This window comes from Gordonia sp. CPCC 205515, assembly GCF_048537925.1.
Taxonomy (GTDB): Bacteria; Actinomycetota; Actinomycetes; order Mycobacteriales; family Mycobacteriaceae; genus Gordonia.
In genome coordinates this window covers 41,151-64,150 of the sequence record NZ_JBCLVJ010000020.1, presented here as the reverse complement: position 1 = coordinate 64,150, position 23,000 = coordinate 41,151, and the positions used below count along the sequence as shown (strand labels likewise).

General features: G+C 65.5%; 22 protein-coding genes. 10 read left to right on the top strand and 12 right to left on the bottom strand.

Annotated features, from left to right (window positions below; genetic code table 11):
* Window positions 1-24: 24 nt before the first annotated feature.
* From AAFP30_RS25765 to AAFP30_RS25755, 3 genes are all read left to right on the top strand, one after another.
* Window positions 25-876, top strand: a complete 852-nt coding sequence (locus AAFP30_RS25765; RefSeq protein ID WP_419232894.1) for an oxygenase MpaB family protein — start codon at window positions 25-27, stop codon at window positions 874-876.
* A 55-nt stretch (window positions 877-931) separates the two neighbouring features.
* Complete coding sequence (locus AAFP30_RS25760) at window positions 932-1,525, top strand: TetR/AcrR family transcriptional regulator (protein ID WP_419232893.1); 594 nt, start codon at window positions 932-934, stop codon at window positions 1,523-1,525.
* Window positions 1,526-1,613: 88 nt separating this feature from the next.
* Window positions 1,614-2,498 carry an oxygenase MpaB family protein gene (locus tag AAFP30_RS25755; protein WP_419232892.1) on the top strand — a complete coding sequence of 295 codons (885 nt, stop codon included), beginning with the start codon at window positions 1,614-1,616 and terminating at the stop codon, window positions 2,496-2,498.
* 60 nt (window positions 2,499-2,558) lie between these two features.
* Here AAFP30_RS25755 and ygiD read toward each other — a convergent pair whose 3' ends face one another.
* Window positions 2,559-3,353, bottom strand: coding sequence for a 4,5-DOPA dioxygenase extradiol (gene ygiD, locus AAFP30_RS25750; protein WP_419232959.1), 795 nt, complete (start codon window positions 3,351-3,353; stop codon window positions 2,559-2,561).
* A gap of 129 nt (window positions 3,354-3,482) precedes the next feature.
* On the opposite strand from ygiD, the gene AAFP30_RS25745 reads away from it, so the two are divergent.
* Window positions 3,483-3,995, top strand: a complete 513-nt coding sequence (locus tag AAFP30_RS25745) for a MarR family winged helix-turn-helix transcriptional regulator (protein WP_419232891.1) — start codon at window positions 3,483-3,485, stop codon at window positions 3,993-3,995.
* Window positions 3,996-4,101: 106 nt separating this feature from the next.
* On the opposite strand, the gene AAFP30_RS25740 is transcribed toward AAFP30_RS25745, so the two are convergent.
* The 4 genes from AAFP30_RS25740 to AAFP30_RS25725 form a co-directional block, all read right to left on the bottom strand.
* Window positions 4,102-4,965, bottom strand: coding sequence for a universal stress protein (locus AAFP30_RS25740; protein WP_419232890.1), 864 nt, complete (start codon window positions 4,963-4,965; stop codon window positions 4,102-4,104).
* A gap of 38 nt (window positions 4,966-5,003) precedes the next feature.
* Complete coding sequence (locus tag AAFP30_RS25735) at window positions 5,004-6,404, bottom strand: APC family permease (RefSeq protein WP_419232889.1); 1,401 nt, start codon at window positions 6,402-6,404, stop codon at window positions 5,004-5,006.
* Window positions 6,405-6,498: 94 nt separating this feature from the next.
* Window positions 6,499-7,884 (bottom strand): aspartate aminotransferase family protein, encoded by a 1,386-nt coding sequence (locus AAFP30_RS25730; RefSeq protein ID WP_419232888.1) that lies wholly within the window; start codon window positions 7,882-7,884, stop codon window positions 6,499-6,501.
* 183 nt (window positions 7,885-8,067) lie between these two features.
* The gene (locus AAFP30_RS25725; protein WP_419232887.1) at window positions 8,068-8,631 is read right to left on the bottom strand and encodes a Uma2 family endonuclease; all 564 of its coding nucleotides are present in this window, start codon (window positions 8,629-8,631) and stop codon (window positions 8,068-8,070) included.
* A gap of 172 nt (window positions 8,632-8,803) precedes the next feature.
* Between AAFP30_RS25725 and AAFP30_RS25720 the strand changes: the two genes are divergently transcribed.
* A complete protein-coding gene (locus tag AAFP30_RS25720; protein WP_419232886.1) occupies window positions 8,804-9,526 on the top strand; it encodes a hypothetical protein in 723 nt (240 codons plus the stop codon).
* 90 nt (window positions 9,527-9,616) lie between these two features.
* Here AAFP30_RS25720 and AAFP30_RS25715 read toward each other — a convergent pair whose 3' ends face one another.
* The gene (locus AAFP30_RS25715) at window positions 9,617-11,155 is read right to left on the bottom strand and encodes a class I adenylate-forming enzyme family protein (protein WP_419232885.1); all 1,539 of its coding nucleotides are present in this window, start codon (window positions 11,153-11,155) and stop codon (window positions 9,617-9,619) included.
* Window positions 11,156-11,226: 71 nt separating this feature from the next.
* Here AAFP30_RS25715 and AAFP30_RS25710 point away from each other — a divergent pair, with 71 nt between their 5' ends.
* The 4 genes from AAFP30_RS25710 (at window position 11,227) to AAFP30_RS25695 (ending at window position 16,301) form a co-directional block, all read left to right on the top strand.
* Window positions 11,227-12,813, top strand: a complete 1,587-nt coding sequence (locus AAFP30_RS25710) for an FAD-binding oxidoreductase (RefSeq protein WP_419232884.1) — start codon at window positions 11,227-11,229, stop codon at window positions 12,811-12,813.
* A gap of 80 nt (window positions 12,814-12,893) precedes the next feature.
* On the top strand, window positions 12,894-14,465 hold the full coding sequence (locus tag AAFP30_RS25705; RefSeq protein ID WP_419232883.1) for a DUF222 domain-containing protein: 1,572 nt from the start codon (window positions 12,894-12,896) through the stop codon (window positions 14,463-14,465).
* 101 nt (window positions 14,466-14,566) lie between these two features.
* Window positions 14,567-15,205 (top strand): DUF1345 domain-containing protein, encoded by a 639-nt coding sequence (locus AAFP30_RS25700; RefSeq protein ID WP_419232958.1) that lies wholly within the window; start codon window positions 14,567-14,569, stop codon window positions 15,203-15,205.
* 37 nt (window positions 15,206-15,242) lie between these two features.
* Window positions 15,243-16,301, top strand: coding sequence for a threonine aldolase family protein (locus AAFP30_RS25695; RefSeq protein WP_419232882.1), 1,059 nt, complete (start codon window positions 15,243-15,245; stop codon window positions 16,299-16,301).
* Here the strand turns inward: AAFP30_RS25695 and AAFP30_RS25690 are convergent.
* From AAFP30_RS25690 to AAFP30_RS25665, 6 genes are all read right to left on the bottom strand, one after another.
* A complete protein-coding gene (locus AAFP30_RS25690; protein ID WP_419232881.1) occupies window positions 16,285-16,800 on the bottom strand; it encodes a flavin reductase family protein in 516 nt (171 codons plus the stop codon). The genes AAFP30_RS25695 and AAFP30_RS25690 overlap by 17 nt on opposite strands.
* Window positions 16,797-17,297 (bottom strand): NADPH-dependent FMN reductase, encoded by a 501-nt coding sequence (locus tag AAFP30_RS25685; RefSeq protein WP_419232880.1) that lies wholly within the window; start codon window positions 17,295-17,297, stop codon window positions 16,797-16,799. The genes AAFP30_RS25690 and AAFP30_RS25685 overlap by 4 nt, the downstream gene beginning before the upstream one ends.
* Complete coding sequence (locus tag AAFP30_RS25680) at window positions 17,294-18,448, bottom strand: LLM class flavin-dependent oxidoreductase (RefSeq protein ID WP_419232879.1); 1,155 nt, start codon at window positions 18,446-18,448, stop codon at window positions 17,294-17,296. Before AAFP30_RS25680 ends, AAFP30_RS25685 begins: the two co-directional genes overlap by 4 nt.
* A 21-nt stretch (window positions 18,449-18,469) precedes the next feature.
* Window positions 18,470-19,666, bottom strand: a complete 1,197-nt coding sequence (locus tag AAFP30_RS25675; RefSeq protein WP_419232878.1) for an SfnB family sulfur acquisition oxidoreductase — start codon at window positions 19,664-19,666, stop codon at window positions 18,470-18,472.
* Between the two features lie 281 nt (window positions 19,667-19,947).
* The gene (locus AAFP30_RS25670) at window positions 19,948-21,150 is read right to left on the bottom strand and encodes a GNAT family N-acetyltransferase (protein ID WP_419232957.1); all 1,203 of its coding nucleotides are present in this window, start codon (window positions 21,148-21,150) and stop codon (window positions 19,948-19,950) included.
* Window positions 21,150-21,980: a sulfurtransferase gene (locus tag AAFP30_RS25665; RefSeq protein ID WP_419232877.1), complete on the bottom strand. Its 831-nt coding sequence runs from the start codon at window positions 21,978-21,980 to the stop codon at window positions 21,150-21,152. Before AAFP30_RS25665 ends, AAFP30_RS25670 begins: the two co-directional genes overlap by 1 nt.
* Window positions 21,981-22,055: 75 nt before the next feature.
* On the opposite strand from AAFP30_RS25665, the gene AAFP30_RS25660 reads away from it, so the two are divergent.
* Window positions 22,056-22,931: a formate/nitrite transporter family protein gene (locus AAFP30_RS25660; protein WP_419232876.1), complete on the top strand. Its 876-nt coding sequence runs from the start codon at window positions 22,056-22,058 to the stop codon at window positions 22,929-22,931.
* Window positions 22,932-23,000: the final 69 nt, after the last annotated feature.

Genomic DNA, 23,000 nt, shown 5'->3' with positions numbered 1-23,000 from the left:
GCCCGCTCCACGACGGAGACGACCATGACCACCGCTCGACGTATGTCCCGCACCGACCTCGACCACATCGACAGCAGCTTCTTCGCGAAGTCGCTGCTCTCCATGGGCACCACGATGAGCACCACGAATGTGATCATGCAGCTCGCCAATCCCGCTGTGGGGTACGGCGTTGCGCGCAGTACCGTCGACAGCGGCCGGCTGGATCTGCATCCGGTCAAGCGGGCTCGGACGACCGCGTCGTATCTGGCGGTTGCCGCGATGGGCAACGCTGATGATCGTCGCCGGTTCCGCCAAGCGGTCAACCGTCAGCACGTGCAGGTTCGTTCCGACGACGACAGTCCGGTCGCCTACAACGCCATGCGCACCGACCTCCAACTCTGGGTCGCCGCATGCCTGTACATGGGGTGGGAGGACATCTACGAACGCGTCCACGGCCCCCTGCGCGGAGCGGCTCGTGAGGAGTTCTATCGGCAGGGAATGGTTTGTGGCACAATACTTCAGATGCCCGCCGAGATGTGGCCGGCGACCCGCGACGACTTCACCGCCTATTGGGACGACCAGGTGGCGCGCATCGAGATCAGCGATGAGATTCGGGAGTTCCTGCTCAACATCGCCCACTTCGGCTACGCGTCGCCGCGCATGCAGGAGAAGTACGGCGCGGTCAAGTATCGCCGCACCATAGGCTATCTGCCCCAACCGTTTCGGGATGCACTCGGCGTCGAGTGGTCCGACGACGATCAGCACTGGTTCGACGGCTACGTCGGGCGATTGGTCGACCGGGAACGACGGCTGCCACTGTTCCTCTCCCAGTTGGGCTTTCGCGCCCTACTCCTCGACACCCGCATCCGCTTCCGGTTGGGTCGACCGTTGGTGTGACCGACCCACCCATCCCTGCTCCGGCTGCCACGCCGGGCCACTACGATGACCAACCATGGCGCGGGAACGCAGATCCACACCGACACGGCATGCGCGTGTGCGGTTCCTCGAGGCCGGTCTGACCGTTCTGGCCCAGGACGGGTACGGCGCGCTCAAGCTGGCCGCGGTCTGCGCCCGGGCCGACGCGACCACCGGCAGCTTTTATCACGCCTTCGAGAACTGGGCCGAGTTCACCTCGGCACTCATCGCCTATTGGCGTGCGGAGAAGAGTCAGCGCCCGATCGCCGAGGCCCGCAAGGTGACGGACCCCGGTGACCGGATCAAGGTGTTGATGGACATCGGCCTGACCCTGCCCCACGATTCCGAATCCGCGATCCGCATCTGGGCCGCCCAGGATGCCGAGGTGCGGGCACATCAGCAGGCCGTCGACCTGGAACGCCGGGATTTCATCGCCGAGACCTACCGCGACATCCTCGGCGACGACCCACGCGCCGAGCTCTACGCGACGATCTCGATGTACCTGCTGGTCGGCTACGAGAGCGGCACCCTGCGCTCCTACGAAGCTCTTGACCTGGGCTTTCGCACCTTCGTCGAGAGCGTCGTCGGGCCGCTCGACGAGCTCGGCGCACCCGCCTCCCCCGACGCCTGACCAGGCACCACACCACTGCCGGGTGTGACCCCTTGCACAAAAGTGTAAGTCCACTTACAGTCGATCTAGATCGCACCGAGGAGGGCGCATGTACAGCATCGATCGCAACAGTGGACTCGACCCTGACACCGATTTCGAGGTGATCTACCGCAACCTGGTCACCTACGACTTCCCGTGGGATATGAACCAATCACTGAGCTTCGCCCTGTTCCGCACCTATGCGGTGCCGAGCATCGGTCGACTGCTCGACGCGACCGGCGAGTTCACCGGCCGCGTGCAGAAGCGCTACGACGACACCGGCCTGCTCTTGGAAATCCCGCTCCTCGAGGGCATTTCCAGCCCGCAGGGACGGTCAGCCGTGCGCCGGATCAATCAAATGCACCGCATGTACGACATCAGCAACGACGACATGCGCTACGTGCTGAGTACCTTTGTGGTGGTCCCCAAACGGTGGATCGACGACTTCGGCTGGCGCCGAATGTCATACGAGGAGGTTCGCGCGTCGGTGCGCTACTACCAGATGCTCGGCAAGCACATGGGCATCACGGACATCCCGGAGACCTATGAAGCCTTCGCCCGGTTCATGGACGACTACGAACAGGCCAACTTTGCCTACGACGAGGGCGCCCGCCGAGTCGCCGACTCCACGCTGCACCTGATGACGACCTTCTACCCCGGGCCGGTGGCACCGGTGATCGACATCTTCAGCCGATCGTTGATGGACCCGCCGCTACTCAACGCATTTCACTACCGCAAACCCGGACGGTTCGCGCGATGGGCGTCGATCGCCGGTCTCAAGGCGCGCGCCCGAGTGGTCGCCGTTCTCCCGTCCCGACGCAAACCTCGCCTGGTCCGCGACATGCCACGAATCCGCAGTTACCCCAACGGCTTCGACGTCGACAAGCTGGGCACCTTCGCTCCCGGATGCCCGGTGCACCGGAACACCGACGGCCGCACCGCATCAGTTGGGTAGAACCGCGAATCCACCTGCGCAGTCGACCACGCACGATCGAACCCCGCGTACACCCGATCTTCAGGTAGTGGCGGGCATCGCGGTGTCAGCGCCCACCGCGTAGGACGTCATCGACAACGACCCGAACGAGCAGCCGTCCACGAGCACGTCGGGTGCCGCGGTCCGCGTCGCTGCCAGCATTCCCGCCAGATAGACCGACGGCAGGAAATGATCCGGCGTCGGAACGGCTTTCGCGTAGTCAGGGTGGCCGGCCAGCGACACGTAATCGGCCGGATTGTCGATCATCAACGCGCGGGCGTCGTCGTCGAAGCGCTGCGCCCAGGTGAACCCACTGCTCGGTTGCGCCGGGTCGATGGCTCGTAGATTGTGGACGATGTTGCCGCTGCCCACGATCAACACACCGGATTCGCGCAGCGGCGCCAGACGAGCCCCGAGGTCGAAGTGGTACTCGAGGTCACGCTCACCGTTGATGCTCAGCTGCACGACCGGGACGTCGGCATCCGGGAAAGCGTGCGCGAGCACCGACCAGGCACCGTGGTCGATTCCCCAGCTGTCGAGATCGCTGCCCAGCCAGGTGGGTTTGACGGTCTCCGCGACCTCCGCCGCGAGGTCTGGCAAACCCGGTGCCGGATAGTCGAATTCGAAGAGTTCACGGGGAAATCCGTAGAAGTCGTGGATGGTGCGGGGCGCGGCCATCGCGGTGACCGCGGTCGCATTGATGTACCAGTGCGCGCTGATCATCAGGATGGCGCGGGGCCGGGGTACCGACTTGCCGAACCGTTCCCATGCATGGGTGTAGTCGTTGCGTTCGATGGCGTTCATCGGACTGCCGTGACCGATGAACGCCATCGGCATGACGGTGGCCGGGGTCTGAGAATACATCGAGAGTCCTTCGTCGTCGCTGCATGTGCATGAACTTTCATGCTCCGCGAACCAGAATACGACCATTTTCATGAAAGTTCAATAACTTGATACTCTGGCCAGGTGGCGCTGACACCGGATCAACAGCGGGCCTTCCGTGGCTTGCTCACCGTGTCGATGTTGCTCGACGACGCACTCGACACCCAGCTACGGGCCGACAGCGGGCTCACTCATTCGCAGTACATGGTCCTGTTCCGACTGTCGGAGGCACCCCAACGGACCCTGGGGATGCGGCGCCTCGCGGTGCTTTCCCACGCCGAGCAGAGTCGTCTCTCGCACGCGGTGACCACGATGGAGCGTCGCGGATGGGTGGCGCGAGTCAAGAGTGTCGATGAGGCAGATCGCCGCGCGGTGTCGGTCCGTCTGACCGAGGCCGGTATGGATATCGTGCGGACTGCCGCCCCGCGGCACGCCGACGAGGCGCGTCGGCTGGTCTTCGACGCCCTCGACGACCGGCGGCTGGCCGATCTGAACTCCGCCCTCGATCGCGTCCTGCCTCATCTGGCCGAACTTGGATTGGAACTGCCTTCGGCACAGGAAGATCCGGTGCTGTGGTCGGGTAGGCACACCCCGTAGACAACACAACGCCTGTGGTCAGAAGACGTTGACGCGGCACTTGTGGATGGCGAAAGGTGTTGCGTCTGCCAGACTCCTCATCGTCAGGAGCACCATCGGCAATGGGTCAGCGCCCCATATCCTTCGGCACAACCGCCATCGGCACCGCCAGCACGCGCATCATCTTCGCGGCGGTGGAGCCGAGGAACAAACGTTGCGGGGCCGCGAGACGGCTCGATCCCACCAGGATGATCTCGCCGTCGCGCCACTCGAGGGCGTTCACCGCATCCTCGATGGTCCGTCCTTCCGCCACCGCGGTGGTGACTGACACCGTATCGGGGACTTCGGCCTCCACCAGCTTCATCGCCTTCTCGGCATGTGCGCGGGCGCGTTCGCGAACCTCCGTCTGATCACCCCGCCGGCGATCAGCGTCCACGGCGACCAACGACACCACCCGCAACGGCAACCGTCCCCGGGCACATGCCCGAGCGGCGGTGTCGAGAAGCGCCCGAGCACCCGGCAGTTCGCCGACGGCACAGGTTATTCCGGTGACTGTCGCTACCGACGAATGCCGAATCCCGCCCGGCGCCAACAAGACCGGTACCGGGGATGAGTGCAGGAGTTCGTTGACCACCGACCCCAGGCTCAGGCCACCCATGAGTCCGCCACCACTGCCGCCGACGATCAACGCAACCGCGTCGGTCCGACCGCATTCCTCGATCAGCCCACCGGCGATTGAATCATGAACGGCCACATGCGCGGTGGCCGTCACGTCTTCGGGCACCTCGGCCAACGCCTCGGCGACCCATTCGTTCGCATGGGCGGTGAGTTCCTCGGAGAAGAACTCCATCGGGGCGACCGTATCGGCCGGTTCCCGCTTCATTACGACGCAGATTTCGAGCTCGGCGTCGAGGGTGCGGGCGAGTCGCACGCCGAGCGCCACCGCGTCGGCGCCGCCCGGCGTCGCCACGTAGGCCACCATCAGCTTCATCGGTTGTCTCCGTTCAGGTTCGCCTTCGCCGGGATCGGTCATTCCGCACCATGCTGGATGTGCCGCACTGGAGTTCCCTCCTCGGCCAAGGTCTCTTCCTCGATCCGCATGGTCAGCGGTTCCCGGAACCCGCGGGTGATCACCAGCAGCACGACGATGCCGACAGCCAGCCAGATCGCGCCGTAGAGCAGTGCGTCGAAGTGCAGATTGATCCACAGCACACCGGTCAGGAGCATGCCGATGGCCGGCAGCACGATGTTGGTGGCGATCTCTTTCGGCGTCCGACGTTGCTTGAGCCGCAGGGCGAAATAGATGATGACGGTCAGGTTGACCACGGTGAATGCAATCAGCGCACCGAAGTTGATCATCGACGACACGAACTCGAGGGTGAACTTCACTGCGAGCAGCGACACGACACCGACGATGACCACCGCATGCGCCGGGGTGAAGAAGCGCGGATGCACATGCGAGAGGAATCGGGAGAAGCGCCCCTTGCCATTTCGGCCCATGACGTAGATCATCCGGGACACGCTGGCATGCGACGCGAGGCTGGAGGCGACGACGGCCGCGAGCGCCGCCGACACGAAGAACACCTTGAACACCATGCCGCCGACCTTGTACGCGATCTCCGGGAGCGTGTCGTCGGTGACCTCGAAGCCGTCGAGGGTGGGCCACAGGGCCTGGCTGACCCAGGCTCCGATGAAGAAGATGGCGCCACCGATGATCAGGGCCAGCACAATGGCTTTCGGCACCACGTCGGGAGACTTGGCTTCCTCGGCGTACATGGTGATGGCGTCGAATCCGATGAAGGAGAAGCACACCACGGTGGCGCCGGCGATCACCGGTTGCAGGTTGACTCCGGCATGATGCAGCGGTTCCATCGTGAAGAGGGTGCCCTGGCCGGTGCCGTCCTTGAGCGCCAGGATGCCGAGCACCACGAACGCCCCGATGAGCACGACCTGGAACACCACGAGGATGCCGTTGAGCCGCGATGTGCCTTTCATACTCACGTAATTCAGTGCGGTGATACCGACGACGTAGATCACCACGAACACCCACGACGGGGCGCTGGGGAAGAACGACTCGAAGTAGATGCGGGCGATGACTGCGTTGACCATCGGGAGCAGCAGGTAGTCGAGCAGTGACGACCAGCCGACGAGGAAACCGAAGTTCGGGTGGATGGTCTCCGACGAGTAGGTGTAGGCCGAGCCGGCGGAGGGATAGACGCGGGTCATCCGGCCATAGCTGATGGCGGTGAACACCATCGCCACCAGAGCGAAGATGTAGGCAAGTGGCACAACACCGTTGGTTTCGCCGGAGACGATGCCGAAGGTGTCGAACACGGTCATCGGGGTCATGTACCCGAGGCCGAGGCCGACGATGGCCCAGAGGCCGAGTGATCTGCTCAGATGAGCCGAGGTTCCTGACGTCTGGGTCATGGTTCCTATCGTTCCTAACGGGATGCTGGTGGAACCGCCTCGGCGGCAACCGATATCGCAATGGTGACGTCGGTTGCCGCCGCAGCGTGCGGGATCAGAGTCGTCGGCTGGCCTCGCCGAGGACGTTGTGCAGGATCTGGTAGATCTCGTCGAATTCGGCGTGACCGCAGACCAGCGGCGGGGCCAACTGCACAACCGGGTCTCCCCGGTCGTCGGCGCGGCAGTACAGTCCGGCCTCCCACAGCGCGGGAGTCAGGAAACCACGGAGCAGACGCTCGGATTCCTCGTCGTTGAACGTCTCCTTGGTGTCGCGGTCCTTGACGAGCTCGATGCCGTAGAAGAAGCCCTCGCCGCGGACGTCGCCGACAATCGGCAGCTCATAGAGCTTCTCGAGGGTCGCGCGGAAGGCCGGGGCGGTCTCCTTGACGTGATCGTTGATGCCCTCGCGTTCGAAGATGTCGAGGTTGGCCAACGCGACCGCCGACGACACCGGATGCCCCCCGAAGGTGTAGCCGTGAGCGAAGGTGGTGCTGCCGTCGTTGAAGGGTTCGAACAGCTTGTCGCTGGCGATCATGGCACCGAGCGGCGAATAGCCCGACGTCAGGCCCTTGGCGCAGGTGATCATGTCCGGGACGTAACCGAAATCGTCGCAGGCGAACATCGAACCGATGCGGCCGTAGGCGCAGATGACCTCGTCGGACACCAGCAGCACGTCGTATTCGTCGCAGATCTCGCGGACGCGCTGGAAGTAGCCGGGCGGCGGCGGGAAGCAGCCGCCGGCGTTCTGGACCGGCTCGAGGAAGACGGCGGCGACAGTGTCGGGGCCCTCGAACTCGATGGCCTCGGCGATGCGGTCGGCGCAGTAGCGGCCGAACGCCTCGGGGTCTGAGCCGTAGGCTTCGGGCGCGCGGTAGAAGTTGGTGTTCGGCACGCGGAACCCGCCCGGGGTGAGCGGCTCGAACGGCTTCTTGAAGTCGGGCAGGCCGGTGATCGCCAGGGCGCCCTGCGGGGTGCCGTGGTAGGCGATGGCCCGGGAGATGACCTTGAATTTGCCGGGCTTGCCCTTCAGCTTGAAGTACTGCTTGGCCAGCTTCCACGCGCTCTCGACGGCCTCGCCGCCGCCGGTGGTGAAGAAGACGCGGTTGAGGTCGCCCGGGGCGTAGGAGGCGATGCGTTCGGCGAGTTCGATCGCCGGCGGCGTGGCGTAGGACCACAGTGGGAAGAAGGAGAGGGTTTCGGCCTGCTTGGCGGCCGCCTCGGCGAGTTCGGCGCGGCCGTGCCCGACCTGCACAACGAACAGGCCCGACAGCCCGTCGATATAGCTTTTGCCCTGGTCGTCGAAGATTCGGACGCCCTCACCGCGGGTGATGATGGGCGGGGTGATCCCGGCACCGTGCCGGGCGAAGTGTCCCCAGAGGTGGCGGTCCGCTTTCGCGGCCAGGTCACCCGTCGCGGGTTGTCGTACGTCAAGAGTCGTCATTGTGTCCTCATTGGTTTTGTATCTGATGCGTCTGCGATGGAGTCGGGTTCTCGGTTGGGGTATCACCTCGGGTGACGCGGGCGGCGTGACTACGTCACGCGGGCGCGTGGCTTGCATCACAACTTCTGGATTGATGATGCGGGATTCCGCAATGAATCGCAACAGCTACGACGAAATCCGTCGTTAATGTCCGATTTTGGTGACCTTATCGCCTTCAGCTGCACCAATCGTCACAGTGTTGTCCCGATCAATCGGTGGCGTGGCCGACGAGCTGTCCGGCGCTGTGAGCGCAGCATGAGCCACAGGTCTCCGCACTGCTCGTGTGCACTGTGCGCACGAGTAGTGCGGAGACGTGTGGCTGATGTCAGAAAAGTCAGCGGGTGAGACCGACGCGCAACGGCCAGGGCGTCGCCGTGATCGGCTCCCGACGTGGGTCGTCGCCTCGTAGCCGTGCGGGGTGAGGGTCAGTTCGGTGAGCGTGCGCTGTTCGTCGACGATCCAGTAGTGTGCGATGCCGACCTCGGCGTACTCGCTGCGTTTGGTGACCCGGTCGGTCCGTCGCGACCCGGGTGAAATGATCTCGACGGCGAGCACCACCTGGTCGGGCGTGATCGTGGCGTCATCTGCTGCGGTGCGTCGGATGATCACGTCAGGGGCGCGGACCGTCGCGGGGGTGCGCGCGTCTATGACGACGTCCACTTCCGGCAACACTTCGAAACCGTCGGGTACCTGATCGACCAACTGCATCAAGAGACTTGTCTGGATCCGAGCATGCGCAGGTTTTGGCCGAGGCGACACGATCACGTCGAGGCCCCACGCATCCGCCAGCGGGTCCTCGGAAATGTATGCCCACGGATCACGGCGAGCAGCCACGTGGACGGGCTCCGCACGAAACCCCAGCGCGATATCGTCATCTGCTATGGCCGACATCAACTTCTACTTCGATCCGGTGTGCCCGTTCGCCTGGATGACCAGCAAGTGGGTGCGGAAGGTACAGGCGCAGCGCGACTACGACGTCGACTGGCGGTTCATCTCGCTACGACTCCTCAACGCGCACATCGACTATGACTCGCATTTTCCGCCGGAGTACGAGGCCGGGCACACCGCTGGCCTGCGACTGTTGCGCGTGGCGGCGAGTGTGCGACGCGAGCACGGGCGAGAGCCGATGAACGCCTTCTACGCAGCCTGCGGCACGCGCATCTTCGAGACCCATTCCGGCACCTACATGCGGGACGACCACGACTACCGCGGCACCGCGACGTTCGTCGGCGAAATCCTCGACGAGCTCGGCTTGCCGTCGCACCACGTGGCCGCGCTCGACGACACAGGCTTCGACGACGAGATCCAACACGAAACCGATGAGGCGCTGGCCCTCACCGGCCGCGACGTCGGCACGCCGATCATCCACTTCCAACCACCCGAGGGTGTTGCGTTCTTCGGTCCGGTGATCAGCAGGCTACCCAGCGACGACGACGCAGTTGCATTGTGGGATCACGTGATCGGGCTCGCAAGCTTCCCCGGGTTCGCCGAACTCAAACGCAGCCTGCGGGAGAAGCCGCAGCTGAAATCCTTCGGGGTGGACGTCGATGATGTCGGGGTACAGGAGGATTGGCATGGCGGCAGTCGCCGCACCAAACATTGACGAGTTCCTCCCCCGCCTCCGTGACCGTCCCCCTACTGCAACCGGAGAGTCTTTATGCGGCCGGGGGAAGAACTGCGGCAGCAACCGGATCTACCGCAGCGGGTCTCCCCAACTGACCTCGTCCCGAATCCGGTTCTTCAACAGCTTCCCACCGGCATTGCGCGGCAACGCTTCTCCAGAGATGACGGCAAACTGGGGCACCTTGTAGTCGGCCAGGTTGATTCGGCAGTGCTCGAGCACGGCGTCCAGATCGAGTTCACCCGACTCGGACACCAGAATCGCCCCGACCTTCTCCCCCATCACATCGTCGGGCACGGGGATCACCGCGGCGTCGACCACACCGGGCGCCGCCAGCAGCACGGCTTCCACCTCGATGCTCGACACGTTCTCGCCGCCGCGGTTGATGATGTCCTTGATGCGGTCGACGATGTGGACGCGGCCGGCGTCGTCGACGCGGACGACGTCGCCGGTGTGCAGCCATCCGTCGATGATGGTGGTGGCGTTGGCTTCTGGACGGTCCCAATAACCGGCGGTGATGTTGCCGCCGCGGACGACGAGTTCACCGATGCCCGGGTCGTCGGAGATCGGCACGACGCCGATGTCCACTGACGGCACGGCGTAGCCGACCGAGTCGGCGTGGTCGACGGCATCCGCGTGCGGCAAAACGGTGATGAGGGAAGCGGATTCGGTCATCCCGTAGCCGTTCATGACCGTTGCCTGCGGGAAGGCCGCCTGGAGTTGCTGTACCAGGGACGGCGCGATCGGCGCGCCGCCGTAACCGACCGACCGCACCCCGGAGACGTCCGCGTGGGCGAACGCGGGATTGCGCAGCAACAGGCTGTAGACGGCCGGCACGGTCACCATGTACCCGATCTTCTCGGTGACGAGCACGTCGACCAGTCCGGCGACGTCGAGGGTCGGCATGATCACCGATGTGCCACCGACATACGCGGCGACCAGGAACTGCGAGTTGCAGCCAGTGACGTGGAACAGCGGCACCGAGATCAGCGTCCGCATCTCCGGTCCGGCGTCCCGCGGGATGCCGGAGCAGCGAACCATGTTCTCCGCGTTGGTGACAAACGCCTCGTGCGTCGTCGGCACACCCTTGGGTCGGCCGGTGGTCCCCGAGGTGTAGAAGAACGCCGCGACGTCGTCGGCGGTGATCCCTTCCACCACAAAGGGTTCACCGTCCGGCAGCGGGGTCCCCAGCGCGAGGTCGACGGTGACCACGGCATCGGTGAGCACGAAGGACACCTCGGGATCGGCCATCCGCGTGTTGACGGCGACCACCACACCGCCGGCGAGCACGGTGCCCCAGAACGCCAACGCCCAGTCCATGCCGGCCGGATAGCGGATGGCGACACGGTCGCCGTACTGGACACCGTCGGCCCGGAGCCCACCGGCCACCCGTGCCGCGGCATCCCACAGTTCGCCGTAGGTGAGTCGACGACCACCGAGTTCGACGACGGCCTCGTCGTTCGGGGCTGTCGTGGCGTGCTCGCGCAGGATGTCGATGAGGGTCGCGGGGAGATTCGCGTACCGCGGCGCGCCGGTGTCGTCGCGGACGACACCTTCCTGGCCGAACGGATTGTGTGCACGACTGATCTCGATGACGGCGGTGTCGGTCATCCTTCGTTTCTACTCCCGGCCGAGCACTTTCCGTAGCATCTCGGGAAACGACAACGGGAGGGGTCGCGACAATGACGTCACGCAGTTGGTGGGGATGGGGTTCCGACGAAGCCGCCCTGACCGCCGCCGAAGTCGACACCGTGGTGGGCCGAGTGGCCGCCTTGATGCCCGACCACGACTTCACCGATCACCCGCCACCCAGCCCGGACGACCTCGACGTGCCCCGTCCCCGGGTGCAGCCACCGGACGTCCTCGCCGAGCTCATCTCCGACGAGGTTGCTGATCGCCTCTCCCATGCGCGAGGCAAGGCATTTCGCGATGTGGTGCGCAATCTCGAGGGCGACGTCACCCACGTACCCGATCTCGTCGCGCGGCCGACGACCGAGCAGGACATCGTCGACATCCTCGACTGGTGCGCCACCGCAGACATCGCCTGCATCCCGTACGGCGGCGGCAGTTCGGTGGTCGGCGGCGTCGAGCCGCGATTCGACGGCCCGGCCATCACTCTCGATCTCGAGCACCTCAACCGGGTCCTCGAGATCGACGACGTCAGCCGCGCCGCCCGCATTCAGGCCGGCACGTTGGGACCGCACCTCGAGGACCAGCTGCGACCGTCCGGATTAACGCTGCGTCACTTCCCGCAGTCGTTCGAGTTCTCGACGCTCGGCGGCTGGCTCGCGACCCGCGCCGGTGGCCATTTCGCCACGCTGTACACCCACATCGACGACCTCACCGAGTCGATCCGCGCGGTCACCCCGGCGGGAATCAGCGAGTCCCGTCGGCTGCCGGGTAGCGGCGCCGGCCCGTCGCCGGATCGGTTGTTCCTCGGCTCCGAAGGCACGCTGGGTGTGATCACCGAGGCGTGGATGCGACTGCAGGAGCGGCCCCGACACGGGATCACCGTGACGCTCGGCTTCAACGACTACCCATCGGCGGTCCAGGCGACCAGAATGGTCGCGCAAGCCGGTCTGTATCCGTCCAATTGCCGTCTCCTCGACCCGGCCGAAGCATTCCTCAACGCGGGCGCCGAATCCCCCGGTGGTGTACTGATTCTCGCGTTCGAGTCGGCCGACCATCCGGTGCGTGCATGGATCGATCGCGCGGTGGAGATCGCCGTCGAGCAGGGCGGTCGAGTGCTGTCCCGGCGGGACCGGGAGGGGCAGGGCAACGAGGGCGATTCATCGACCGCGTGGCGCTCGTCGTTCATCCGCATGCCCTACCAGCGGGATGCTCTGGCACGACGCAGCATGATCGTCGAGACCTTTGAAACCGCTTGCACCTGGGACGGTTTCGATGCTCTGCACCGCGCGGTGACCGCGGCGGCCACCGACGCGGTGCAGCGGGTCTGCGGCACCGGTGTGGTGACCTGCCGCTTCACCCACGTCTATCCCGACGGACCCGCCCCGTACTACAGCATCTACGCGCCCGGCCGCTGGGGCTCGACCCTGGCGCAGTGGGATGAGATCAAATCGGCGGTGTCCGAGGCGCTTTCCGCGAACGGCGGCACCATCACCCACCATCACGCGGTCGGCCGCGATCATCGCCCCTGGTACGACAGGCAGCGGCCCGACCCCTTCGCGGCCGCGTTGGAGGCAGCGAAGGAAGCCCTCGACCCGGCAAGGATTCTCAATCCTGGCGTGCTGATCCAGACAAGATAAGTCCTATTTTCCCTTGCCCTCACTGCGTCATCGGCGTAGACTTTCGAACATCAGTTCGAGACCACGGGGGGTGAGGCTCGATGACCAGCACCAACGTCGGTGAGACAGCGGTCTCGCTCTACGGTGAACTCGACGAAGTGTTGGATCGGATCGCCGCCCACAACGCGACCACCGACTCCTATCAGGACACCATCGCCGCGGCCGAAGCCCACGAACGCAGTGCCCGACGCATGAGTTACCTCGGACTGCAGCGGGTGATGGAATGCAACGACCGCGGCGTGGCCGGCTTGGAGGGCTACCGGTCGATCAACGACTTCATGGCGTTTGCCCTACGCATCACCGACCCCGGACGGCGTCGCAAACTGATGTTTCATCTGATGCCGATGTACTCGCTGACCGGGGAACTACTGGCACCGAAGTGCCCGAACCTGGCCGCCGCGTTGGCCGACGGGGTGATCGGCCCCGATCACGCGATCACCGTCATCGACATCCTGGCCAAGATTCCCGGCGTGGTGGACCCCGAGGTACGTGCGGCGGCCGAGGCCGAGATGGCCGAGCATGCCCGCTCGTTCATGCCGCAAGAACTCAAGGTGCTCGGCGCCGACTTGTTGGCGCGTCTCGATCCCGATGGCACCCTCACCGACGACAAAGACCGACGACGACAACGCTCGCTGTACCTGTCCAAGCAGGACGCCCAGTTGATGGCCACCCTCGAAGGGCGGCTCGACCCGGCCACGACCGCGCTGCTGCGACTGGTGCTCGACGCGTGGGCGGCTCCCGGGATGAATATGCCGGATAATCCGGACTCCCCGCGCGGCAACAAAGACGACGCCGACCCTGAGGCGGTGAAGGCTGCCGCCAGAACCGATTTCCGTACCCAGGCCCAACGCAATCACGATGCGCTGCATGCCTTGTTGAAGGCCGTGGCCGACGGAGGACTGCTGGGCAAGAGTCATCGGGGTTTGCCGCCGCACCTGATCGTCACCATCAGCGAAACCGCGTTGCGGGAGCGGGCTGGGGTCGCGACGACCGCGGGTGGGGATCTACTACCGATCTCCGATGTCATCGAACTCGCCGCCGACGCCCACCCGCACCTCGCGGTCTTCGCCGGCCACAGCGCCGAGCCACTGTATCTGGGGGACGGTCACCGGTTGGCGAATCAAGCCCAGCGCATGATGCTGCTGGCCCGCGATGGGGCGGTGTGCACGTGTCCGGGGTGTAGTCAGCCGTTCACTCACCTTGAGGTCCATCATGCGGAAAAGGATTGGGCCGATGGTGGGTTGACCGACATCATCGACCTCGCCGGAGCGTGCCCGAAACACAATCGGATGGTCGGGGATCAGCCCGGGCAGTGGTCGACTCACATCATCAAAGACGGACCCGACGCCGGGCGGCCCGCCTGGGCACGCAACGGCCGTGATGGGCCGGGCCCGGCGCGGGTCAACCGCACCGGCATCGTCGCCCACGACTTCGCCCGCCGCCTGGCCGCGCGACGCGCCAACACCCCCACCCACGAGAACCGGTCGAGCACAACCGAACCCAAAGTATCGACCGGACCACCGACCAGGCCGGAACAACGACGTCGAGTCCCACGGCTGATCGCTTCGGGCTGGGCCGTCAACGCAGTGGACCTGACACCGCCGACGACCTGACCCTTCGACGAACTCCGACCCCGCCACCACACCCGGTGGCGGGGCATACGCGCATGTCCTGGCTCCCTTACAGCGAGCTCATCGCGGCGCACAATGACGAGATGCGCCTGCTCCCCCATACCGCTCCACTCCGAGCGCTGCTCTCCCTGATCGTCGGCGTCGTCATCGGAGTCATCGTCGGCGTCGTCGCCACCGACCCCGGGCTCGGTGTGCTCGCGGCGATCGTCGTCACCGGCGCAACATTTCTCGTGTTGGGCTGGACCGGTCTGTGGCCGATGACCGGTGAGGAGACCCGCGAACGCGCTCGACGCGAAGGCTATGAACCGCGTACCGACGAACTGATCGTTGTGATCGCTGCACTCGCGGCTCTCGGCGGCATCGTCGCGCTCCTCGTCGAGGGCGGGTCCCGTGCGGGCTGGTTGCCCGCCACCCTCGCGCTCGCCGGTGTCTTCGCGGCCTGGGGATGCCTTCATCTGATGTACGCCGTGCGTTACGCCTACCTGTACTTCGACGACGAGCCGCCCGGCGGCATCGACTTCAATTCGACGGAAACGCCCACGTTCCGCGACTTCTTCTACTTCAGCTACAACCTGGGCATGACGTATCAGGTGTCGGACACCGACGTCTCCGACCCCAAGATCCGGGCCATCGCCCTGCGACACTGCCTGCTGTCGTATGTGTTCGGCGCGGTCATCCTCGCGACCACCATCAATCTCGTTGCCGGCATCGTCACCGGCTGACCAGGGAAGTCGTCGGCGCAGACTACGCTGGGGCAGCATGACCGTCACGACCCTGGACTTCAGCTCGGACAACCATGCGGGCGTGCACGCCGACGTGCTCACCGCGATCAGCGCAGCGAACGACGGCTATCAACCGGCGTACGGCGGGGATTCGACCACCGAACGTCTCCGGGCCGCCGCGATTCGTCAGTTCGGCGAGGGCACCGAGATCTTCCCGGTGTTCAACGGCACGGCCGCCAATGTTGTTGCTCTGCAATCCATGCTGCCCCGTTGGGGTGCGGTCATCACCTCGGCGGTGGCGCACATCAACACCGACGAGGGTGGCGCACCGGAGAAGGTCGCCGGCATCAAGATGCTGGGCGTCCCGACTCCCGACGGCAAGCTCACTCCCGACCTCATCGACCGTGAGGCATGGGGATGGGGCGACGAACACCGCTCCCAGCCGGCGGTCGTATCGCTCACGCAAACCACCGAGTTCGGCACCGTCTACACACCGGAGGAGTTGGCTGCCGTGTGCGAGCATGTCCACGCCCTGGGCATGACGGTACACATGGACGGTTCCCGAATCTCCAATGCTGCTGCTTCGCTTGGCCTCCCCCTGCAGACGTGTACCCGCGAAGTCGGGATCGACGTCCTCAGCTTCGGCGGCACCAAGAACGGCGCGATGTGCGCGGAGGCGGTGGTTGTCCTCAATCCGGGTGCGGCACAGGGCTTGCCGTACCTCCGCAAGTTCGACATGCAGTTGGCGTCGAAGATGCGGTTCATCTCCGCGCAACTGCTCGCACTCCTCGACGACGACCTCTACCTCCGAAATGCTCGGCACGCCAACGACATGGCCCAGCGGCTTCGGACCGGTATCGAGGCCGGGCTGACTTTCGGTGCGATCCGGGACGTCGCCTTCGCCCAGCCGACCGATGCGAACGCGGTCTTCGCCGAGCTGCCCGACGGTGTCGCCGACAGGCTGCGCAAGTACGCCGCGTTCCACAGTTGGCCCGGCTCACCGAATCTCGTGCGGTGGATGTGTAGCTTTGCCACCACGCCCGACGAGGTCGATGCGTTTCTGGAAGCGATTGCCGACGTTACGGGTTCGAGGTGACAGCGGCCACCAACCGCCCAAATCCACTGCGGTGAAAGATCAACGGGCTGCCGAATTCTGGGTGCTCGACGGCGTGCAGCCGAAGCAGCACGATGATGTGATCGCCCGCTTCGACCTCACGGTAGATGGTGCAGTCGAACTGTGCGATGCCCTCGTCGAGGGTGACCGCTCCGTCGTCGGAGGCGCTGACGGCCACACCGTCGAATCGCTGCTGGACCGGTCCGGCGAGCTGCCTACACACGTCGCCGTGGTGATCGGCCAGGATGGTGACGCCGAGATGTCCGGCACGGCGCAGATCAGGCCACGTCTTCGAGCCGACGGCGACCGAGAACGACACCAGCGGCGGGTCGAGGCTGACGCTGGTGAACGAGCTGGCCGCCAGTCCGGTCAGTGTTCCGTCGACCTCGGCGGCGACCGCAACCACACCTGTCGGGAAGACCCCAAAAGCGGTGCGCAGCCTGGCCGGATCCAGATCCTGGTTGGTGGTGAACTGTGTCATGAGCGTGCTTTCAGGAGTGCGGTGACCGATGGTTTGGTGGCGGCCAGCCAGTCGGCGTAGGCCGCCGGGTCGTCGTAGGCCGAGTCGACGATGTAAAGCGCGCGGCCGGGTACGACGCCGCCGATCTCGGTGAGCACCGGGCGTAGCGTGTGTTCGGGTGCCAACGAATGTGCCGGGCTGCCGCCGACCATGAATGGGATTGCCACGCCGGATAATCCGGTGCCGCCGGCGAAGCGGTCGAGGAAGATCTTCAGCAGTCCGGTATAGGCCGCCTTGTAGGTGGGACTCGCGACCACGACGAGGTCGGCAGCACCGACTTTGGTGACCAGGTCTCCGACCTCCGGGTCCGCCCAGTCGAGCACCGCCGGTCCGAGCGTCGCGAGATCGACGATCAGATCTGGTGCGGCGTCGACCAGTTGTGTCGCGACATAGGTTGCAGCGGTGAGGGTTCGGCTGGCGGGTTTCGGGTTGCCGACGACCACGGCGACGGAGGTCATGCGCGACCACCGGAGCCGGCACCGAACGGTACTCCGACCCGCCCGGTCGTCGGGGCCGGATGCTCCCACAATCCGCGGCGCGTCAGTTCCGGCAGCACACCCTCACCGAACCAGTAGGCCTCTTCCAGGTGCGGATACCCCGACAGCACGAACTCGTCGATCCCGACGATGTGGTACGCCTCGATGAGGTCGGCGATCTCGGTATAGGACCCGACCATCGCCGTGCCTGCTCCACCACGCACCAGCCCGACGCCGGCCCACAGATTGGGGTAGATCTCGAGTCCGTCCTTGGATCCCTTGTTGAGGGCGAGCATTCGTTGCTGTCCCTCAGAGGCGGATCGTTTGAGGCCCTCCTGGATGCGGGCGATCTCATCCTCGGAGATGTTGGCCAGCATCCGATTCGCCTCGGCCCACGCCTCGTCGGAGGTCGGTCGGGCGATGGTGTGCAGGCGGATGCCGAAGGTCAGTTCGCGCCCGAAGTCGGCGGCTGCCTTGCGGACACGGTCGAGTTTGTCGGCGACCGCCTCCGGCGGCTCCCCCCAGGTGAGGTAGACGTCGGCGTGCTTGGCGGCCACCGCGATGCCGGCCGGGGACGATCCGCCGAAGTAGATCTGCGGCAGCGGGTCCGGGATTTGTTGCAGTGTCGCATCTTTTGCAGTGAGATAGTGGCCCTCGTAGTTGACGGTCTCGCCCGTCCAGAGGCGACGCACGATCTCCAGGAAGTCGTCGGCGCGGGCGTAACGCTCGTCCTTGGTGGTGAAGTCACCGAACATCTGCTGCTCGTGATCCTCGCCGCCGGTGACCACATTGAGGAGAAGCCTTCCGCCCGAGAGGTTCTGGAACGTACCGGCCATCTGGGCAGCGAGGAACGGCGCGACGGCGCCTGGACGGAAGGCGACGAGGAACTTCAGCCGTTCGGAGAGGCTGTTGATCATCGCGGTGGTGATCCACGCATCTTCACACCACGCGCCGGTCGGGGTCAGCGCCGCGTCGAAGCCGAGTTGCTCTGCACTGCGGGCGATCTGCCCGAGGTAGGGCACGTTGGCGGGGCGGGCGGCCGCACCGGCGTCGACGCCGTGTCCTCCGCCGACCACGTTGCGGCTGTCCCCACCGTTGGTCGGAAGAAACCAGTGAAACTTCAAGGCGCTCATTACGGGTCGGTCCTATTCTTCTCAGAGTTGTCCGGTGCGGGGTGGCAGGGTTCGGTCGACCGCCCAGCGGCCGAGGTGCTGGATCTTCCAGGCGGCCGGGTCATGCAGGGTGTGGGTGCGGGCGTTGCGCCAGTGCCGGTCCAGGTTGTCCTTGGCCACGGCCGATCGGGTGCCCGCCACCTCGAAGAGTCGGCTCGCGACCTCCACCGAGGTCTTGGTGGTCGCGGCACGTGCGGCGGCCACGGCCAGGTTTGCGTTCGCGGCGGTCTGCTCGTCCAGTTGGGTGTTGGCGTGGTCGACGGCGCGCCCGGCGTCGGCGAGCAGTGCTTCGGCGCCGCGCACGGCCAGTTCCATCTCCCCGAAGGCATGCACCACGAGCGGGTCGTCGGCGGCGCGGTCGACCTCGGCGTCGGGATGTGGGCGGCTCTTGGTGGTGACGAACCGTGCGGCGTCGTCGAGCGCGGCGCGAGCGATGCCGGCGTCGATCGCCGAATGCAGCAACTGCGCATAGGCGCCATAGGTGGTCGGTCGGTCGAAGGTGGCGGCGAAGTCGGTGATGAGGTCGTCGGTCACCGCGACGTCGGTGAGGGTGACGGTGCCGCTGGCGGTGGTCCGCTGGCCCAGCGCATCCCAGTCGTCGGTGATCTCGACGCCGTCGGCGGTGCGCGGTACCCACGCCACGCGCAGCGGCCCATCCTCACCGAGGTGCGCAAGGGTCGGTATCCAGTCGGCGAAAAGTGCTCCGGTGCAATAGAACTTGGTACCGTTCAGGCGCCACCCGGATCCGTCGCGACGCAACGTCGTGGTGAAATCCCGGACGTGTTTGGTTCCGCGTTCGGATTGTGCGTTACCAATGGTCTTGCCACTCAACAAGTCCGGCAGAATGCGTGCTTGCTGCGCGGACGTGCCCTGCAGCCGTAGCTGGTTGACGAACACGAAGTGGCTGTGCGGAATCTGCCCGATGTTCGGATCGCCCCAGGAGATCAACCGAATCACCTCGGCGACCACGGATGCCGGCAGATCGGCGCCGCCGAGTTCGGCGGGCACCGTGATCGCCAGCAGACCGCTGGCGGCGAGTTGAGCGATCTGGGTGTGCGGCAGCACTTTGTCCCGATCACGGTCGGCGGCACCGGCAGCGAAGTCGGCACTGAGTCGGGCAGCCGCCTCGATGGCCTCCGCGCTACCGAGGATCGCCACCCGCTCAGCCACCGCAGTCATCCGATTCGCTCCTTGATCCGTCGCCGCACCCGCCGCGCAGGCACCACAAGAACTATAAGTACGGCGAGCCGCCCACCGAGCCGTGTTCGTGGCCGCTACACCCGCGACCTGACCATTCGTTTTTCGTGCAACCTGGGTCTAACTTCCGAACTCAGGCGGCCAGCCACAAACGCCGGCGCGCGACCGCACGAATCCCCTGACGCGTCGAGTATCCCCACGGGCACCGACAACGCCGAGGCTTTGCGCCACCGCGGTTTCAATCCACTGCGCCGAGCGTCGGATCAGAAAATGGTGCCGGCGAACGGCATCGTATCGACGCCGAACAGTGCGTCCAGGCAGCCGATCGCGTCTGGGGTTCGGACGCCGACGCGTCCCGCCGCAGCCAACTTGAGCCAGCGAGTACCGCCCAGGTAGGCCGCGGCGAGCGTTGCCACGTCGACCACTACGTCGGGCTCCGCGGACATCCGCGTCACGGACTCGGCGCCAACTGCGTACACCCCGTTGTTCTCGGGCAGCAGCGAGTCGCGCACCTCGATGCGCACCGGAGCACCTGCACGGTAGGTGCGGGCACGCAGCGCAGCCTCGACGTCGACGAGGCGTAGCCAGGTCTCATCGTGCGGGGACCCCAACTCGACGGACCGCTGGTCGGTGACCGCAAGCGGGAGGGTGTCGTCGATGGGCAGCGCGTCGAACTCGACGATGTCGATCAGATCCAGCGACAGCAGATGCTGCCACAGCCCGCTGCGGGCGTTGTCGTCGAGTGCGATGAAATCGGTGACGGCGATGACCTTTTCCGGGCTGCTGAACCAGCTGCCGGTGTTCGTGGGGTGATAGATGGCGTAACCGTTGTCGACGCCGTCGGTGGAGTGCACGACGACGTAGTGGGTGGTGCTGTCGCCGGTGCGCATCAGTTCCCGCAGCCGCCACCAGCCGGGCGGCCGATGGATAGCGCCGGTCCACCGGGCGCCCTCGTAAATGCCTTGCAGCAGTTCGGTGGTCACCGCTCGGTCGACCAGTCGAACCTCGCCACGAGACTCGATCCCTGGTCGCAGCGCCGCGCGAGCAGTGCGCACCCGAGCGGATTGGGTCGACGATGCGATGCCGTAACCGAACCGTTCGTAGATCACCGCTTCTGACGCCCGCAGCGATGCGAGAACCTCACCGCGCGCGGCGATGTCACGCAGTTGCTCGGTCATCAGCCCGCGCACGATACCCCGCCGACGATGGGTCGGCAACACTCCGACATGCGTGACCGCAGCGTGCGAGACACGCTCTCCGCCAGGCACGGTCAGCCATCCACGGTAGGAGTCGGCCCCGCCCACGACGGTCTGGCCGTCGACGGCGCCGAGGTAGCGGCCGGGTTCGATGATGTCGACGGCGTCGAGGTCACGGAAGGGCAACCCGACCATGGTCCGCAGGAATACGTCGAATGCGGCTCGGATCTCGCGCGGGTCGTCGAGGGGCCGGATGCCGATGTCAGACATCATTCCCCGGTCGCTGCCGGCCGTTCCGGGTCCGACGACCACTGCGACCACGACCCGGGAAATAGTGTGGCACCATCGAATCCAGCGATCTCCAGGGCGGCGACCTGATGCGCCGCGTTGACCCCGGACCCGCAGTAGGTGATCACCGGGTCCCCGTCTCGCACCCCGAGCGCGGTAAAGCGATCCCGGAGTTCTTCCTTCGAGCGGAACCGCTGGTTGCCGTCGAGGTTGGCTGCGGTCGGCGCGCTGACCGCACCCGGGATGTGCCCGGCGCGTGGGTCGACGGGCTCGACCTCACCACGGAATCGTTCGACGGCGCGGGCGTCGAGGACCAGCGCGTCGGTGGCGGCGACCTCGTCGATGTCGGCGACCGGCATCTGACCGCCGCGCAACGCGACCGACCCGGCGCGCGGTGTGGCATCGCCCCGCGACAACCGGAACCCGGCGTCACGCCACGCTCCGAGGCCGCCGTCGAGCATCAGCACCTCGGCCAGCCCCGCCCACCGCAGCAGCCACCACGCGCGGGCGGCGGCAAGGTTGCCGATGTCGTCGTAAACCACCACGCGCGAGGTGTTGTCGATGCCCCAGCGACTGGCCGCCGCCTGCATCGCGTTCAGATCGGGCAGCGGATGGCGTCCCCGCTCCGGCGACGGCGGGTCGGCGAGTTCAGCGTCGAGGTCGACGAACACCGCGCCGGGCAGGTGTCCGTCGCGGTAGTGCTCGTGTCCTCTGTCGTCACCGAGTTGCCACCGCACGTCGAGCACCACGGGCGGACGATCCGACAGCATCGCCTCGGCCAACTCGTCGACGGTGATCAGCACCTGCGTCATGGCAGCCACCCTACCGAGACGGGATTCCCCTCGGAACCGCTGCTCAGCGCGCCATGCTGTGGGACCGTTGTTCTCATGGCGAGTACCGAGTTCGATGTGAACAAGCTGTTCCCCGGCAAGTTCTTCATCAGCACCACCCTCGACGTCCTCGAGTCCAAGAAGAAGATGACCGGCCATTTGCGCCGCCGCTACATTCAGCGGGCGGCGATGGCCGGCATCATCATCGCGATCTTCTACGTCATCAACTACACGATCGTCGCTGCGTTCGACGGCATGGGCGAGACCCCGGAACAGTTGCACGCCATCGGCAAACTGATCGGCGCAGTGGCCTTCGGGTGGGCACTGGTCTTCATCTATTACTCGAAATCCGAGCTGCTGACCTCGACGATGATGATCGTGTCGATCGGCGCCTACTACCGTCGGATCACCCCGATTCTGGTGATCCGGGTGTTGGGGTTCTGCTATCTCGGCAACATTCTCGGTGGACTGCTCATCGCATTGCTTCTCAAGGGCAGCACCATCATCAACGCGAGCGTGCTGCACGCGATGCAGCATTCGGTGGACGTCAAACTCGGCTACCTCGACCACGGCTTCTCCGGCTGGCTCGACCTCCTCGTCCGTGCGATCCTCTGTAACTTCATGATCAACCTGGCAATGTTGTTGGTGTACAACGGTTATCTGCAAGAGGACATCGCCAAGTGCCTGTCCATGATCACCGCGGTGTTCGTGTTCGCGTTCCTGGATTTCGAGCACTCGGTCGCCAACACCGTGCTCTTCATGATCGTCGGCCTGCAGGACGGCATCAATGTCCCCGCCGCACTCGGAAACCTCGGAATCGTGTTGCTGGGCAATGCCATCGGCGGTGGGATACTCATCGGCTTCTACTATGCGTGGGTCAACGATGAACGCGACCGCCATCTCCCCCGACTCTGGCGCCGCAACGACAGCTGATTGTGTCGTTATCGTTTCGTGACATCCGTTGCGGTTGCGTTGCTGGGTGCCGTCCACACGTGCCGCACT

Excerpts from the sequence above, each read along its gene's own strand:
- AAFP30_RS25755 (WP_419232892.1), top strand. The coding sequence starts at position 1,614 with ATGTACAGCATCGATCGCAACAGTGGACTCGACCCTGACACCGATTTC.
- AAFP30_RS25710 (WP_419232884.1), top strand. The coding sequence starts at position 11,227 with ATGACGTCACGCAGTTGGTGGGGATGGGGTTCCGACGAAGCCGCCCTG.
- AAFP30_RS25740 (WP_419232890.1), bottom strand. The coding sequence starts at position 4,965 with ATGAAGCTGATGGTGGCCTACGTGGCGACGCCGGGCGGCGCCGACGCG.
- AAFP30_RS25705 (WP_419232883.1), top strand. The coding sequence starts at position 12,894 with ATGACCAGCACCAACGTCGGTGAGACAGCGGTCTCGCTCTACGGTGAA.
- AAFP30_RS25675 (WP_419232878.1), bottom strand. The coding sequence starts at position 19,666 with ATGACTGCGGTGGCTGAGCGGGTGGCGATCCTCGGTAGCGCGGAGGCC.
- AAFP30_RS25725 (WP_419232887.1), bottom strand. The coding sequence starts at position 8,631 with ATGCAGTTGGTCGATCAGGTACCCGACGGTTTCGAAGTGTTGCCGGAA.
- AAFP30_RS25735 (WP_419232889.1), bottom strand. The coding sequence starts at position 6,404 with ATGACCCAGACGTCAGGAACCTCGGCTCATCTGAGCAGATCACTCGGC.
- AAFP30_RS25720 (WP_419232886.1), top strand. The coding sequence starts at position 8,804 with ATGGCCGACATCAACTTCTACTTCGATCCGGTGTGCCCGTTCGCCTGG.
- AAFP30_RS25660 (WP_419232876.1), top strand. The coding sequence starts at position 22,056 with ATGGCGAGTACCGAGTTCGATGTGAACAAGCTGTTCCCCGGCAAGTTC.
- AAFP30_RS25680 (WP_419232879.1), bottom strand. The coding sequence starts at position 18,448 with ATGAGCGCCTTGAAGTTTCACTGGTTTCTTCCGACCAACGGTGGGGAC.
- AAFP30_RS25665 (WP_419232877.1), bottom strand. The coding sequence starts at position 21,980 with ATGACGCAGGTGCTGATCACCGTCGACGAGTTGGCCGAGGCGATGCTG.
- AAFP30_RS25760 (WP_419232893.1), top strand. The coding sequence starts at position 932 with ATGGCGCGGGAACGCAGATCCACACCGACACGGCATGCGCGTGTGCGG.
- AAFP30_RS25700 (WP_419232958.1), top strand. The coding sequence starts at position 14,567 with ATGCGCCTGCTCCCCCATACCGCTCCACTCCGAGCGCTGCTCTCCCTG.
- AAFP30_RS25730 (WP_419232888.1), bottom strand. The coding sequence starts at position 7,884 with ATGACGACTCTTGACGTACGACAACCCGCGACGGGTGACCTGGCCGCG.
- AAFP30_RS25685 (WP_419232880.1), bottom strand. The coding sequence starts at position 17,297 with ATGACCTCCGTCGCCGTGGTCGTCGGCAACCCGAAACCCGCCAGCCGA.
- AAFP30_RS25670 (WP_419232957.1), bottom strand. The coding sequence starts at position 21,150 with ATGTCTGACATCGGCATCCGGCCCCTCGACGACCCGCGCGAGATCCGA.
- ygiD (WP_419232959.1), bottom strand. The coding sequence starts at position 3,353 with ATGCCGATGGCGTTCATCGGTCACGGCAGTCCGATGAACGCCATCGAA.
- AAFP30_RS25690 (WP_419232881.1), bottom strand. The coding sequence starts at position 16,800 with ATGACACAGTTCACCACCAACCAGGATCTGGATCCGGCCAGGCTGCGC.
- AAFP30_RS25715 (WP_419232885.1), bottom strand. The coding sequence starts at position 11,155 with ATGACCGACACCGCCGTCATCGAGATCAGTCGTGCACACAATCCGTTC.
- AAFP30_RS25765 (WP_419232894.1), top strand. The coding sequence starts at position 25 with ATGACCACCGCTCGACGTATGTCCCGCACCGACCTCGACCACATCGAC.
- AAFP30_RS25695 (WP_419232882.1), top strand. The coding sequence starts at position 15,243 with ATGACCGTCACGACCCTGGACTTCAGCTCGGACAACCATGCGGGCGTG.